The organism is Microbacterium sp., assembly GCF_003248605.1.
Taxonomy (GTDB): Bacteria; Actinomycetota; Actinomycetes; order Actinomycetales; family Microbacteriaceae; genus Microbacterium.
In genome coordinates, this window is the sequence record NZ_QFPF01000009.1 from 86,842 (window position 1) to 101,435 (window position 14,594).

Consider the following 14,594-nt stretch of genomic DNA (forward strand, 5'->3'; position numbering starts at 1 on the left):
TTCCGGGTGCGGTCGGGCGCCCCGGTCGGAACCACGTCCATGCTAATGTCTGCGCATGCACGCAGATACGCAGGAGCACAGCATCCCGCCCGACAGCCCGAACGTCGATGTCGCGGTCGAAGTCTTCCGCCTGCTCTCGGATGCCACTCGCGTGCGTATCCTGCTCGCGCTGCAGGATGGCGAACTGTCGGTCAACCACATCGCCGACATCGTCGACCGTCCGGCGCCGGCCGTGTCCCAGCACCTGGCGAAGCTGCGCTGGGCGCGCATGGTGGCGGTCCGCCAGGATGCGAACCGGGCGTTCTACTCACTCGTCGACGAGCACGCGTTGCGGGTCGTCCGCGAGGGGATGCTGCAGGCCGAGCACGCGATCGACGAGGTTCCGGCGCATCACGCCGAACGATGAACGGCGGTCTGGTCGCCGTCCTCGGCAATCGCTCGTATCGGCGCCTGTTCACGGCGCAGGCGATCGCCCTCACGGGCACAGGCCTGCTCACCGTCGCGCTCGGTCTGCTCGCGTTCGATCTCGCGGGCAGCGAGGCGGGGAGCGTGCTCGGGACGGCGCTCACGATCAAGATGATCGCCTACGTGGGCGTGGCGCCCCTCGCCGCGGCGGCCGCCGAGCGGCTGTCGCCGCGTGCTGTGCTGATCGGTGCCGACACCGTGCGGGGGCTCGCGGCACTCGGCCTGCCCTTCGTCGACGATGTGTGGCAGGTCTACGTCCTCGTCTTCGTGCTGCAGTGTGCATCCGCGACCTTCACTCCCACGTTCCAGGCCACGATCCCGGCGATCCTCGCCGACGAATCTCAGTACACACGCGCGCTCTCGCTCTCGCGGCTCGCATACGACCTCGAGGCGATCGCCAGCCCGATCCTCGCGGCGGCGTTGCTCTCGTTCGTCGCGTTCTCCGATCTGTTCGTCGGGACGGCGGTCGGCTTCGCCGTCTCGGCGGTGATCGTCGCGCTCACGACTGTGCCGCCTCGTGCGGCGGTTTCGCCCTCCTCCACATTCTGGGGGCGCACTCTTGCGGGCGTGCGGGTGTTCGCCCGGTCGCGCAGCCTGCGCTTTCTCCTGCTGATGAACCTCGTGGTGGCCTCGGGCACGGCTCTCGTCCTCGTCAACACCGTTGTCTACGTGAAGGAGCTTCTTCTGCTCGACGACAGCGCGCTCGCGCTGACGTATGCCGCCTTCGGCGCGGGGTCGCTCGGCGTCGCGCTGGTCGTGCCGGTGATCATCGAGAAATGGGGGGTCACCCGACCGATGCTGGCCGGTGGCGCGACGGTCGTCGCGGCCCTCGCCGGCGCGGCCGCCTTCACCGCCGTCGCACCGAGAGGCGACGGTGCCTGGGCGTGCCTTCTGCTCGTCTGGGCGTTGCTCGGGGCCGGCACATCGCTCATCAGCACGCCGTCGGCGCGGCTGCTCCTGGCAGCGTCGACGGAGCAGAATCGAACCCTCGTCTACACCGCCCAGTTCTCGCTGTCGCACGCGTGCTTTCTGCTGACGTACCCGCTCGCCGGCTGGACGGGCGCATGGATGCTGTCGGCCGCCGTCGCGGCGCTCCTCGCGATCGCGGTGCTCGGCACCCTCGCCGCGGCGCGAGCGAGCCGCCCCGAGCGTGCCGTGGGTCCGCCGTCCGAGATCAGGTGACGGGTGTCGCCGAGATGCGCTCGGCGACACGGCGCTCGACCAGTACCGGCACGAAGTCGCGCACGTGGGCCGAATCGAAGGATTCGAAGGCCTCGACGGTCATCGCCCGCAGATCGTCGGACGTCAGGTGCGGGTACCGCGCCTGCAGCCGATCGACGACATGCATGAGGGCTTCGTACTCGCTCTCGGGATCAAGGTGACTCATGGGTCAAGGATGTCCCCGGCGCGGGTGCCTGTCTACAGGCCCCGGCGGGGCTCAGCCCTCGAGGTCGATCGCGGGGTCGGCCGCGGCATCCGTCACCGCGGTGCGCTCGCCCAGGGCCTGCGCGAGCCGCTCCGCGAGGTAGGCGTGTCCCTCGGTCGAGGGGTGATTCCGACCTGCGCCGGTGTCGATGACGTCGAGATAGTTGATCTCGGTGATCCATCCCTCATCGAGCGGCGAGATGTACCACCAGCCGCGCGCGGCCGCGGCACCCGCGAGGGCGTCGTCGATCGACGCGGTGCCCGAGTCCACGGGCAGCACGTGCGGCGCGGGTCCCAGGACGACGATGGATGCTGTCGGGTAGATGCGCTCGAGGGCATCCCAGGCGGCGTCCACCGCCGCGCGATACCCGTCCGGGACGAGCAGTCGGTCGTTGATGGAGCCCTGCACGATCACGAGGTCGGGGTCCAGAGTCGGATCGAGGGCGGCGATGCGCTCGCCGAAGGACGGGCCGTCGATGCCCGGCTTGAGATACCCGCTGCCGCGCACGCCGTCCACCACGCTCTGCCAGCCGGTGAGCTCGCCCAGCACATACGCGTAGCCGCGGGTGGGATCGGTCGCCGCCGAGCCGTGGGTCCACGAGTCGCCGAAGACGAGCACGCTCGCGTCGGCGGGCAGGACGAGGGGGTCGGGCGCCGGTGCGTCCGCCGTGGTGCCGCCCGCCGCGGACCCCGCATCGGGGACGGCGAGGGGCGCGCGCCAGGGCTGCCACGCACCCAGCACGGCGGTGAGGAGGAGGGCCGCGCCTGCGCCCGCGCCGACGGTCCACGCGAGCACGCGTCGCCTGCTCGACGAGCGCGGGGTGGGGGTCATGCAACGAGGGTAGGTCATGCCGAGGGCGCCCCCCGCATCGGCGCCCTCGGGGAAGGCCCGACCAGCCGCCGCGGCGTGCGAGGATATCCCGGTGCAGCGCATCGTGACCGCCGAACTCGACCTCGAACTCGGGGCCTCGATCGACCTCATCTTCTCCCTCAGCGTGGCTCAGCAGGTACCCGTTACGAGCGAGCAGCTGACCTTCACGCAGGGCGACCGCGTCTACACCCCGACCGAGATCGTGGATCAGTCCGGCACCCGCCTGCACCGTCTGCTCGGCGAGGCCGGACCCCTGCAGGTGCGGTACGACGCGATCATCGACGGGCACACGGGCACCGCCCACACGAGCGACCTCGAGGCGATCACCTACCTGCGCCCGAGCCGGTACTGCCAGTCCGACGAAGTCTTCACGCAGGCCCGTCGGCAGTTCCAGGGGATGTCGGGGGCCGAGCTGCTGACGGCCGTCACGCGATTCGCCGAGCAGAGCATCACCTACACCCCGGGTCTGAGCCTCGGCACCGACAGTGCGGTGACGACGCTCATGACCGGTCAAGGGGTGTGCCGCGACTACGCGCACGTCGTCATCGCCCTGCTGCGTGCGATGGATGTCCCCGCGCGTTATGCGGCCTGCTACGCGCCGGGCCTGGAGCCGATGGATTTCCACGCCGTGGCCGAGGCGTACCTCGACGGGGCGTGGTACGTGATCGACGCCACCCGACTCGCCGACCGGCGCTCCCTCGTGCGCATCGGGACCGGCCGCGACGCCGCCGACTGCGCCTTCCTCAGCTTCCACGGCGGGCACGTCGCGCTCGAGCGCATGCGTGTCGATGCGTGGGTGATGCCGGACGCCGAGGGCCACGAGCGCGGCACCGCGGATGAGGCTCTGGTCGCAGCATCCGAGCCCGACGACTTCACCGCGCTGGTGCAGCTGGCCTGATCGCTTCGACGAGCTCAGCGACCGTGGCCGCAGTTCCCGCGCCCGCGGGGCCGCGAACTAGACTGGGGCGGTTATGAATCCCGAGGATCTCTCCGTCGCCCTGCTCGCCGTGATCACCCCGCTCGCCGAGGCGCGACGCCCGGGATCGAGCGCGGGACTCACCCCCGCAGACCTGCCGTTGGAGCGGCCGAAGAACCGCGACCACGGCGACTGGGCGTCGAACGCCGCGATGAAGCTCGCCAAGGTCGTGGGTACGAATCCCCGCGAGTTCGCGAGCGAGATCGCCGAGGGGCTCGGCTCCGTCGACGGCATCGCGAGCGTGGAGGTCGCCGGTCCGGGCTTCATCAACATCCGGCTCGACGCCGCCGCCGCGGGCGCGCTCGCGAAGACGATCGTCGACGCCGGCGCCGCTTTCGGCACCAACGACTCCCAGCGCGGCAACACCATCAACCTCGAGTTCGTCTCGGCGAACCCTACGGGCCCCCTGCACATCGGCCACACCCGCTGGGCGGCCCTCGGCGATTCGCTCGCCCGTCTGCTGCAGGCCTCGGGAGCCACGCTCGTGCGCGAGTTCTACATCAACGACGCCGGTGCGCAGATGGAGCGCTTCGGCGGATCGGTGCTCGCGGCCGCGAAGGGCGAGCCGACCCCGGAGGGCGGCTACGCGGGTGCCTACATCGACGAGCTCGCCCGCCGCGTGCTCGCAGCCCTGCCCGGACTGCTCGAGCTCGACCCGAGCGAACAGCTCGCGGCCGCCCTCGAGCGCGCATACGAGCTCCAGCTGGGTGAGCTGCAAGCCTCGCTCGCCGCGTTCAACGTCCACTTCGACGTCTGGTTCTCGGAGCGTGTGCTGCACGCGATGCCGGACGACGGCGGCCCGAGCCTCGTCGACGAGGCGGTCGAGCGCCTGCGGGCTCAGGGTCACGTGTTCGACGACGAGGGCGCGGTCTGGGTGCGCACGACCGACTTCGGCGACGACAAAGACCGCGTGATCCGGCGCAGCAACGGCGAGTACACCTACTTCGCGGCGGACGCGGCGTACTACCTCAACAAAGGCGACCGCGGCTTCGCGCACAAGATCTACCTGCTCGGCGCCGACCACCACGGCTACGTGCATCGCCTGAAGGCGCTCGCGGGCGCGGCGGGAGATGACCCGGAGAAGGACATCGAGGTGCTGATCGGTCAGCTCGTGTCGGTCAACGGCGCCCGGCTGTCCAAGCGCGCCGGCAACATCATCGAGATGGACGACCTGCGCGAGTGGCTCGGCACCGACGCTCTGCGCTACTCGCTCGCCCGATACCCCGCCGATTCACCGCTGACCCTCGATCCCGAGCTGCTGCGCAAACGCACGAACGACAACCCCGTCTTCTACGTCCAGTACGCGCACGCCCGCACACACAACGTGGCGCGCAACGCGCAGTCGTCGGGAGTCGATCGCAGCGAGTTCGCCCCGGGGCTGCTCGAGCACGAGACCGAGTCGGCGCTGCTGGGCGCCCTGCAGGAGTTCCCGCGTCTGGTCGCGTTCGCGGCCGAGGTGAGAGAGCCGCACCGCGTGGCCCGCTACCTCGAAGAGCTCGCCGGGCTCTACCACCGGTGGTACGACAACTGCCGCGTGATCCCGCTCGGCGATGCCCCCGTCGAGGCCGTGCACCGCACGCGCCTCTGGCTCAACGACGCGACAGGACAGGTGCTGCGCAACGGCCTCGATCTGCTCGGTGTCAGCGCTCCGGAGCGGATGTAGGGGATGCCGGGGTCCGAGCACGAGACGCTTCCGCTGCCCGAGCCGGGTCAGCGCTGGGTGCTCGCCGACACGGCGCGGCCCGAGCGTCGACGTCGGGTCTGGCCCTGGATCGTGGCGCTGCTGGTCGTCGCCGGCCTGCTCGTGGGCGCGTGGTTCGCGGGGGAGTGGCTCGCGCGCGACATCGTCGAGCGCGCTATCCGCACCCAGGTCGTGCAGCAGCTCGACCTCGCCGCCGACCAGCAGGTCGACGTCGAGGTCGGAGGCGCCGTGCTCCCGGGGCTCATCGTGGGCGAGCTCGACGAGGTGCGCATCGCCGCGGAGGACGTGAGCTTCGACGCCTTCGCGGGCGACGTCGAGGTCGTGGCCCGGGCGGTGCCGATCCGGGGTGAGCAAGATCTCGGCTCGGCATCCGCCACCGTCGTCGTCGACGAAGACCAGCTTCGGACGCTGTTGGCGGGCGTCGAGGGCTTTCCGGCCGACACCATCGCGATCGAGGGCTCGGAGGTGACCGCGACGATCGAGCTGAGCCTGTTCGGTGCGGCGTTCCCGATCGGCGTCGGGTTCGACATCGCCGCCGCAACCGGTGACCTTGTCCTCACGCCCTCCTCGCTGCGGCTCGGGGACGCCGACGTCGGAGCCGACGAGCTGCGTGCCCGCTTCGGCGGGATCGCCGACGCGGTGCTGCGCTCGTGGGACGTCTGCGTCGCCGAGAGTCTGCCGCAGGCGCTGACGCTGACCGATGTGCAGGTGTCGGAGGGGCGTGTCGTGGCGCTCGTCGACATCGCGCCGGGCATCATGAACGATCCGCAGCTGCGCGATCCCGGCTCCTGCGCGTGAGCCGTCGCCGTCCGCGCACGGGAGCCGCGTGGGCTGTGCTCTAGAGTGGATGGCAATCGTCGCCGGTCGCGTGAATCGACCGCGATCGGCCGCTCTCCCGCGGCGACGACCTCCCGAACACACCGATTGGTCTGCCGTGCCCGCCTCGCCGCTCGCCCCCGCCTGGCTCGAGCCTCCCGCCGACCCGAACGCCCTCGCCGCGGGCGTCTGGCCCGCCTCGACCGTGCGCGACGCCGACGGCGCACTCCGGATCGCGGGTATCGCCGCGCCGGAGCTCGCCCGCACGTACGGCACGCCCGTCCTCATCATCGACGAGCAGGAGGTGCGCCGCCGCGCCGCATCGGCCGTGCGTGCGTTCGAGGACGCCGCCTCCCGGCACGGCACGCAGGCCCGTGTCTACTACGCCGGCAAGGCGTTCCTCTCCACCGAGATCGCACGGTGGGTCACCGCCGAGGGGATGCGCGTGGACGTGTGCACCGGCGGCGAGCTGGCCGTCGCCCTTGCGGCGGGGGTCCGTCCCGGCCTCATCGGATTCCACGGCAACAACAAGTCGGTCGCCGAGCTCGAGGACGCCGTCGCGGCCGGTGTGGGCGCGATCGTGCTCGACTCCGACATCGAGCTGGAGCGGCTCGCCGCCATCACGGCCCGCGCGGACCGCACCCAGAGCGTGCTCGTGCGCGTCAACAGCGACGTGCACGCCGAAACCCATCACTTCCTCGCGACGGCGCACGAGGACCAGAAGTTCGGCTTCGCCCTCGAAGATGCCGAGCGCATCGTCGCGCGCATCCGCTCGGTGCCCACGCTCGCTTTCGCGGGGCTGCACTGCCACATCGGCTCCCAGATCTTCGGTACGGCGGGATTCCACGAGTCCGCGGCGCGGCTCCTCGCGGTGCACGAGCGTCTGCTCGCCGGCGGCGAGGTGCCGCTGCTGAACCTCGGCGGCGGATTCGGCATCGCCTACACCTCCGCCGACCAGGCGACCCCGCTCGAGGAGCTCGCCGAGGGCATCGTCGAGGTCGTCGCCGACGAATGCGCGGCCCGCGGCATCCCGATCCCCGTCGTCGCCTTCGAGCCGGGGCGCAGCATCGTCGGCACCGCCGGCGTCACCCTGTACGAGATCGGCACGCTCAAGGACGTGACGGTCGAGACGGATGCCGCACCCGCCGTCCGCCGTTACGTCAGCGTCGACGGGGGCATGAGCGACAACGCGCGGCCCGCCCTGTACGACGCGCAGTTCTCCGCGCGGCTCGCCGCTCGCCGCGGTGCGGGCGATCCGCAGCTCGTGCGCGTCGTCGGACGGCACTGCGAATCGGGCGATGTCGTCGTCGATGCGGAGTACCTGCCCTCGGACCTGGCCCCGGGCGATCTGCTCGCCGTGCCGGCGACGGGGGCATACTGCCAGCCGCTCTCGAGCAACTACAACCATGTGCCCCGACCGCCGGTCGTCGCCGTCCGCGACGGCGCCGCGCGGGTGATCGTGCGCGGCGAGAGCATCGCCGACCTTCTGGCGCGCGACGCGGGGCTCGACCACACAGAGGGAGACCGATGACGGACTACCGCACACTGCGCGTGGCACTGCTGGGCGCCGGAGCCGTGGGCTCGCAGGTCGCCGGCCTGCTCCTGCGCCACGGCGACGAACTGGCGGACCGGGCCGGCGCACGCCTCGAGCTCGCGGGCATCGCGGTGCGCTCGCTCGACGCGCCCCGCGACGTCGACCTGCCGCGCGAGCTGTTCACCACCGACGCCGAGTCGCTGATCGTCGGCTCCGACATCGTGATCGAGCTGATGGGTGGCATCGAGCCCGCGCGCGAGTACATCCTGCACGCGCTGAACTCGGGCGCCGATGTCGTCACGGCCAACAAGGCGCTGCTCGACACCCACGGTCCCGAGATCTTCGAAGCCGCCGACCAGGTGGGGGCCTCCGTCTACTACGAGGCGGCCGCCGCCGGCGCGATCCCCATCATCCGGCCGCTGCGCGATTCGCTCGCGGGAGACCGGGTGCGGCGCATCATGGGCATCGTCAACGGCACGACCAACTACATCCTCGATCGCATGGACACCGAGGGTGCCGACTTCGCCGACGTGCTCGCGCAGGCGCAGGCCCTCGGGTACGCCGAGGCCGACCCCACCGCAGACATCGAGGGCTACGACGCCGCGCAGAAAGCCGCGATCCTCGCGAGCCTCGCCTTCCACACGGCGGTACCGCTCGAGGCCGTGCACCGCGAGGGCATCACGGGTGTCGACGCGGCGATGATCGATGCCGCCACGCACGCCGGATACGTCGTGAAGCTGCTCGCCGTGTGCGAGCGCATCGAGGATGCCGCCGCCGACGGTCCCCGCGAGGCGATCTCGGTGCGGGTCTACCCGGCGCTGGTTCCCCGCAGCCACCCCCTCGCGAGCGTGCACGGCGCCAACAACGCCGTCTTCGTCGAGGCCGAGGCCGCGGGCAGCCTGATGTTCTACGGCGCCGGCGCCGGCGGGGTGCAGACCGCCTCGGCCGTGCTCGGCGACGTGGTCTCGGCGGCCCGGCACCACATCGCCGGCGGCGTCGGGGTGGGGGAGTCCACTCGCGCGAACCTGCCGATCGTGCCGATCGGGCACGTCACGACGCGCTACCAGATCACGCTCGAGGTCGATGACCGCACGGGAGTTCTCGCCACGGTGGCCAACACACTGAGCGAAGGGCGCGTGTCGATCGCGACGGTCGAGCAGACCGTGATCGACGCGCCCGAGACCACCGCCGGCGGCGAGGCCCCGGCATCCGAGATCCCGATGGCGCGACTTGTCATCGGGACGCACAAGGCCCTCGAACAGGACCTCTCCGACACCGTCGACAAGCTCGCCGCCAGCGGCGTGGTCGAACGGGTCGTGTCGGTGCTGCGGGTAGAAGGAGACTGAGATGGCACACGTCTGGCGCGGAGTCCTCCGCGAATACGCCGATCGGCTGGGCGTCACCGACGCCTCGACGGTCGTCACCCTGGGCGAGGGTGGCACCCCGCTGCTGCCCGCCCCGGCACTGTCGCGCCGCACGGGGGCGGACGTCTGGGTCAAGTACGAGGGCATGAACCCGACCGGATCCTTCAAGGACCGCGGCATGACCGTGGCGCTCTCGCGCGCGGTCGAGCACGGCGCGAAGGCCGTCATCTGCGCCTCGACCGGCAACACGTCGGCCTCTGCGGCCGCGTACGCCGCGCACGCCGGCATCACCGCCGCCGTGCTCGTGCCCGAGGGCAAGATCGCGATGGGCAAGCTCAGCCAGGCCGTCGCGCACAACGGCCAGCTCATCCAGATCCGCGGCAACTTCGACGACTGCCTCGAGATCGCGCGCGAACTCGCCGACCACTATCCCGTGCACCTGGTCAACTCGGTCAACCCCGACCGCATCGAGGGACAGAAGACCGCGGCGTACGAGATCGTCGAGCAGCTGGGCGACGCGCCGGACTTCCACTTCATCCCCGTCGGCAACGCCGGAAACTACACCGCCTACACCCGCGGTTACCGCGAGGAGGCCGACCGTGGCGTCTCGACGCGCGTGCCGCGCATGTTCGGCTTCCAGGCCGCCGGCAGCGCCCCGCTCGTGACCGGAGAGGTCGTGCGCCACCCCGAGACGGTGGCCAGCGCCATCCGCATCGGAAACCCGGCCTCGTGGCACCTCGCCCTCGAGGCGCGCGAGGCCACCGACGGCTACTTCGGTGCCATCGACGACGAGCGCATCCTCGCGGCACAGAAGCTGCTCGCCGGTGAGGTCGGCATCTTCGTCGAGCCGGCCTCGGCGATCAGCGTCGCGGGTCTGCTCGACCGCGTCGAGGCCGGTGTCGTCCGTCCCGGCGCGCGTGTCGTGCTGACGGTGACCGGGCACGGGCTGAAGGACCCCCAGTGGGCGCTGCGCAACGCCGACGGCAGCCAGGTCGAGCCCACCGTCGTCGATGCGACGACGACCGAGGTCGCCTCCGTGCTCGGGCTCGCGCCTGCGCAGGCGCCGGCGTGAACGAAGCCCCGCGCACCGTCGTGGTGCGCGTGCCAGCCACGAGCGCCAACCTCGGACCGGGATTCGACACGCTCGGGCTCGCCCTGAGCGTCTACGACGAGATCGAGGTCACGGCGCTGCCGGAGCGCGGCGTCGAGGTCATCGTGCACGGCGAAGGTGCGGGCGATGTGCCCACCGACGCGACCAATCTCGTCATCACGACGATCGCGTACGCGTTCGACGCGGTCGGCGTTCCGCTGCCTGGCCTGCGCCTCGTGGCGCGAAACGCCATCCCGCACGGCCGGGGCATGGGCTCATCCGGTGCCGCGGTGGTCTCGGGTCTGGTCGCCGCGAAGGGACTGCTCGCCGGTCGCGTCGAGATCACCGACGACGACCTGCTGCGCATGGCGACCGAGCTCGAGGGGCATCCCGACAACGTCGCGCCGGCGCTGTTCGGCGGTCTCACCATCGCGTGGCTCGCGCCCGAAGGACCGCAGCACAAGAAGCTGCTCGTGCATCGCGGCGTCTCGCCCCTCGTCTTCGTGCCGGGCTTCACGATGTCGACCAAGCTCGCGCGCAGCCTGCAGCCGCTGCACGTGCCGAGGGAGGATGCCGTCTTCAACGTCTCGCGGTCGGCCCTGCTGATCGCGGCTCTCACCCAGAGCCCGGAGCTGATGCTCGCCGCGACCGAAGACAAGCTGCATCAGGACTATCGCGCCGAGGCCATGCCCGAGACCCTGCGTCTCGTGCGAGCCCTGCGGGATGCCGGATTCGCGGCCGTCGTCTCGGGTGCGGGCCCCAGCATCCTGGTGCTCGCGGACGGCCCGGGCAGGCGCCTCGAAGCGGCCGATTTGGTGGCGGCGACCTCGGACACTCCGTGGGAAGCCCTGATGCTGGCCGTCGACTTCAAGGGTGCTACAGTGAAAGAACAGCCGGAGGGTTCCACATAGATCGTCTCGCGATCCTGTGAATCTGGCCTCCGGTCGCAATCTGCGAAACCACTGCCAGCCCATCTCCTCTCGCCTCGCGCGATCGATGCGGCTCGATGCCGGTGCGTCCGGCATCTCGTGCAGTTCTCTATATCCACACGTGCAAGGGAGACCTCGTGGAGTCCATCTCCGAGATCCAGGCCGGTACCACTTCGCCCGAGGGCGAGAACACCGGTGACAGCGCGCCCGCTGAGGCGCACCCCAACGACGGCGCCGACACATCGGCGCCCGTGACCGAGACGGCGCCGGTCGAACCGGCCGAGCAGCCCGCCGCTGCCGAGGCGTCGGTCGAGTCGGCCGAGCAGCCCGCCGCCGAGGCGGCGCCGACCGAGCAGTCCGCTGCCGACGCGGCGCCGGCCGACGAGGCCACGCCGACCGAGGCGGTCGAGCAGGCCGCACCCACGCGTGCCGCACGCAAGTCCCCTCGCCGCCGTCGCGTGCGTGAGATCGCCGCCGAGGCCGGTGTCGATGCCAAGCGCATCATCGCCGTCGCGAGCGAGCTCGGCGCGACACTCAAGACGTCGCAGTCCGCGGTCGACGCCGATCTCGACGCCCGCATCACGGCCGCACTCGCGGCGCAGGCCACCGAGGGTGACGCGACCGAGGGATCGGTGGCTGACGCCGTCGCTCCGGTCGACGCGACCGGTGACCAGGCCGATCCGGCCACCGACGCCGCCCAGGGCGCAACGGAGCAGTCCACCGCGAGCGATGCGGCTCCGGCATCCACCGACACGACCGCGCAGAACCCCGAGGGCTCGCGCGAGCAGTCCGACGGCGAGAACGACGGTGGCGATCAGCCCACCGGGCGTCGCAGCCGCAACCGCAACCGCAACCGCAACCGCGGCGGGCAGAACGGCGCTGCCGCCCAGGGCGGCCAGAACGGCCAGAACCAGGGCGGGCAGAACGCCCAGAACCAGGGCGGGCAGAACGCGCCGGCCGCGCAGCCCGCGGGGGCGGCGCAGAACGCACCCCAGAACCAGGCCGCGTCGGACGACGACGGTCAGCAGGGCGGGCGTGGCCGCGGACGCGCGCGCGGCAAGCGCACCGGAGCGCCCGTCGACGAGTTCGAGACCGAGATCAGCGACGACGATGTGCTCATCCCCATCGCCGGAATCCTCGACGTCCTCGACAACTATGCCTTCGTGCGCACGACCGGCTACCTGCCGGGTCCGAGCGACGTCTACGTCTCGCTCGGTCAGGTCAAGAAGTACAACCTGCGCAAGGGCGACGCCGTCGTGGGCGCGATCAAGCAGCCCCGCGAGGGCGAGCAGTCGGGGCGCCAGAAGTACAACGCGCTGGTCAAGGTCGACGCGATCAACGGGCTGTCCGCCGACGACGCGGCGAACCGCGTCGAGTTCGGCAAGCTCACTCCGCTCTACCCCCAGGAGCGACTGCGCCTCGAGACCGCGCCCGAGAAGCTGACCCAGCGCATCATCGATCTCGTCGCGCCGATCGGCAAGGGCCAGCGCGGACTCATCGTCGCGCCCCCGAAGGCGGGCAAGACGATCGTCCTGCAGCAGATCGCGAGCGCGATCGCGCAGAACAACCCCGAGGTGCACCTCATGGTGGTGCTGGTCGATGAGCGCCCCGAAGAGGTCACCGACATGCAGCGCACGGTGCGCGGCGAGGTCATCGCCTCCACCTTCGACCGTCCCGCCGAAGACCACACCACCGTCGCCGAACTCGCGATCGAGCGCGCCAAGCGCCTGGTCGAACTCGGCCGCGACGTCGTTGTGCTCCTGGATTCGATCACGCGGCTCGGCCGCGCGTACAACATCTCCGCCCCGACCTCGGGCCGCGTGCTCAGCGGCGGCGTCGACGCCTCGGCGCTCTACCCGCCCAAGCGCTTCTTCGGTGCCGCGCGCAACATCGAGAACGGCGGATCGCTCACGATCCTCGCGACCGCGCTCGTGGAGACCGGTTCCAAGATGGACGAGGTCATCTTCGAGGAGTTCAAGGGCACCGGCAACAGCGAGCTACGCCTGTCGCGCCAGCTCGCCGACAAGCGGATTTTCCCGGCCGTCGACGTGAACGCGTCCTCGACACGTCGCGAGGAGATGCTCCTCTCGAACGACGAGGTGAAGATCACCTGGAAGCTGCGCCGGGCACTCGCCGGCCTCGACCCGCAGCAGGCGCTGGAGGTCGTGCTCGGCAAGCTCAAGGAGACCTCCTCCAACGTGGAGTTCCTCGTGCAGATGCAGAAGTCGATCCCGGCGCCCGCGCAGGGCGCGCACGGCCACAGCCACGGGCACGACAACAACATCCGCTGACGGCGGCGAACCCCGTGTTCGATTCCGTCAAAGCGCTGATCGACGAGCACCGCCGGGTGCAGGAGGAACTCTCCGACCCGGCGGTGCACGCCGACGCGGCGCGCGCGAAGCGCGTCAACCGACGCTATGCCGAACTCTCCCGCATCGTGGCGGCCAACGACGCGTGGACGGGCGCATCCGAAGACCTCGACGCGGCGCGCGAGCTCGCCCGAGAGGACGAGGCGTTCGCCGAAGAGATCCCGGCGCTGGAAGAGCGGCTTGCCGCGACGCAGGAGCGACTGCGGCGCCTGCTGATCCCGCGCGACCCCGACGACGCACGCGATGTGATCATGGAGATCAAGGGCGGCGAGGGCGGTGCCGAGAGCGCTCTGTTCGCCGCCGACCTGCTGCGCATGTACCTGCAGTTCGCCGCGTCGAAAGGCTGGAAGACGGAGCTGCTCGAGCGTACCGAATCCGACCTCGGCGGGTACAAGGATGTCCAGGTCGCGATCAAGGGCTCCTCGACCGACCCCGCGCAGGGCGTCTGGGCGCACCTGAAGTACGAGGGCGGCGTGCACCGCGTGCAGCGGGTTCCCGCGACCGAGTCGCAGGGCCGCATCCACACCTCCACGACCGGCGTGCTCGTCTTTCCCGAGGTGGACGAGCCCGACGAGGTCGAGATCAGCTCGAACGATCTCAAGATCGACGTCTTCCGCTCCTCCGGGCCCGGAGGGCAGTCGGTCAACACGACGGACTCGGCCGTGCGCATCACCCACCTGCCGACCGGCATCGTCGTGTCGATGCAGAACGAGAAGTCGCAGCTGCAGAACCGCGAGGCCGGCATGCGCGTGCTGCGCGCGCGACTGCTGGCCAGACAGCAGGAAGAGCGGGATGCCGCAGCCTCTGACGCGCGTCGCTCGCAGATCCGCGGCATGGACCGCTCCGAACGCATCCGCACCTACAACTTCCCCGAGAACCGGATCGCCGATCATCGCACCGGCTACAAGGCCTACAACCTCGACCAGGTGATGGATGGGGCGCTGGGCCCCGTGATCGATTCGTGCATCGCCGCAGACGAAGAGGAGCGCCTCGCCGCGCTCGGCTCCTGACCCGATTGCGGCCGCCGCGGTAGGGTCACGAGCGTGATCATGT

At 70.9% G+C, this 14,594-nt stretch carries 13 protein-coding genes; 11 read left to right on the top strand and 2 right to left on the bottom strand.

The window, feature by feature from the left end; translation table 11 throughout:
• The first annotated feature begins 55 nt into the window (after positions 1-55).
• Positions 56-406 (top strand): metalloregulator ArsR/SmtB family transcription factor, encoded by a 351-nt coding sequence (locus DI573_RS02825; RefSeq protein ID WP_292810412.1) that lies wholly within the window; start codon positions 56-58, stop codon positions 404-406.
• The gene (locus DI573_RS02830) at positions 403-1,647 is read left to right on the top strand and encodes an MFS transporter (protein WP_292810414.1); all 1,245 of its coding nucleotides are present in this window, start codon (positions 403-405) and stop codon (positions 1,645-1,647) included. The genes DI573_RS02825 and DI573_RS02830 overlap by 4 nt, the downstream gene beginning before the upstream one ends.
• Here DI573_RS02830 and DI573_RS02835 read toward each other — a convergent pair.
• Both DI573_RS02835 and DI573_RS02840 read right to left on the bottom strand, forming a co-directional pair.
• Positions 1,640-1,852 carry a three-helix bundle dimerization domain-containing protein gene (locus tag DI573_RS02835; RefSeq protein WP_292810416.1) on the bottom strand — a complete coding sequence of 71 codons (213 nt, stop codon included), beginning with the start codon at positions 1,850-1,852 and terminating at the stop codon, positions 1,640-1,642. The two genes, DI573_RS02830 and DI573_RS02835, sit on opposite strands and share 8 nt — an antisense overlap.
• Before the next feature lie 51 nt (positions 1,853-1,903).
• Positions 1,904-2,722: an SGNH/GDSL hydrolase family protein gene (locus DI573_RS02840; RefSeq protein ID WP_292810418.1), complete on the bottom strand. Its 819-nt coding sequence runs from the start codon at positions 2,720-2,722 to the stop codon at positions 1,904-1,906.
• 91 nt (positions 2,723-2,813) lie between these two features.
• Between DI573_RS02840 and DI573_RS02845 the strand changes: the two genes are divergently transcribed.
• The 9 genes from DI573_RS02845 to prfA all read left to right on the top strand — a co-directional run bounded on the left by DI573_RS02845 (position 2,814) and on the right by prfA (position 14,551).
• Positions 2,814-3,659 (top strand): transglutaminase family protein, encoded by an 846-nt coding sequence (locus DI573_RS02845; protein WP_292810420.1) that lies wholly within the window; start codon positions 2,814-2,816, stop codon positions 3,657-3,659.
• A 73-nt stretch (positions 3,660-3,732) separates the two neighbouring features.
• Positions 3,733-5,400, top strand: coding sequence for an arginine--tRNA ligase (argS, locus tag DI573_RS02850; RefSeq protein ID WP_292810422.1), 1,668 nt, complete (start codon positions 3,733-3,735; stop codon positions 5,398-5,400).
• Positions 5,401-5,403: 3 nt separating this feature from the next.
• Positions 5,404-6,237 (top strand): DUF2993 domain-containing protein, encoded by an 834-nt coding sequence (locus DI573_RS02855; protein WP_292810424.1) that lies wholly within the window; start codon positions 5,404-5,406, stop codon positions 6,235-6,237.
• A 136-nt stretch (positions 6,238-6,373) separates the two neighbouring features.
• The gene (lysA, locus tag DI573_RS02860) at positions 6,374-7,786 is read left to right on the top strand and encodes a diaminopimelate decarboxylase (RefSeq protein WP_292810426.1); all 1,413 of its coding nucleotides are present in this window, start codon (positions 6,374-6,376) and stop codon (positions 7,784-7,786) included.
• A complete protein-coding gene (locus DI573_RS02865; RefSeq protein ID WP_292810428.1) occupies positions 7,783-9,135 on the top strand; it encodes a homoserine dehydrogenase in 1,353 nt (450 codons plus the stop codon). Before lysA ends, DI573_RS02865 begins: the two co-directional genes overlap by 4 nt.
• Position 9,136: 1 nt before the next feature.
• Positions 9,137-10,225, top strand: coding sequence for a threonine synthase (gene thrC / locus DI573_RS02870; protein ID WP_292810430.1), 1,089 nt, complete (start codon positions 9,137-9,139; stop codon positions 10,223-10,225).
• A complete protein-coding gene (gene thrB, locus DI573_RS02875) occupies positions 10,222-11,154 on the top strand; it encodes a homoserine kinase (protein ID WP_292810432.1) in 933 nt (310 codons plus the stop codon). The genes thrC and thrB overlap by 4 nt, the downstream gene beginning before the upstream one ends.
• Positions 11,155-11,309: 155 nt before the next feature.
• Positions 11,310-13,463, top strand: a complete 2,154-nt coding sequence (gene rho / locus DI573_RS02880; protein ID WP_363331328.1) for a transcription termination factor Rho — start codon at positions 11,310-11,312, stop codon at positions 13,461-13,463.
• 14 nt (positions 13,464-13,477) lie between these two features.
• A complete protein-coding gene (gene prfA, locus DI573_RS02885; RefSeq protein WP_292810437.1) occupies positions 13,478-14,551 on the top strand; it encodes a peptide chain release factor 1 in 1,074 nt (357 codons plus the stop codon).
• The last annotated feature ends 43 nt before the right edge of the window (positions 14,552-14,594 follow it).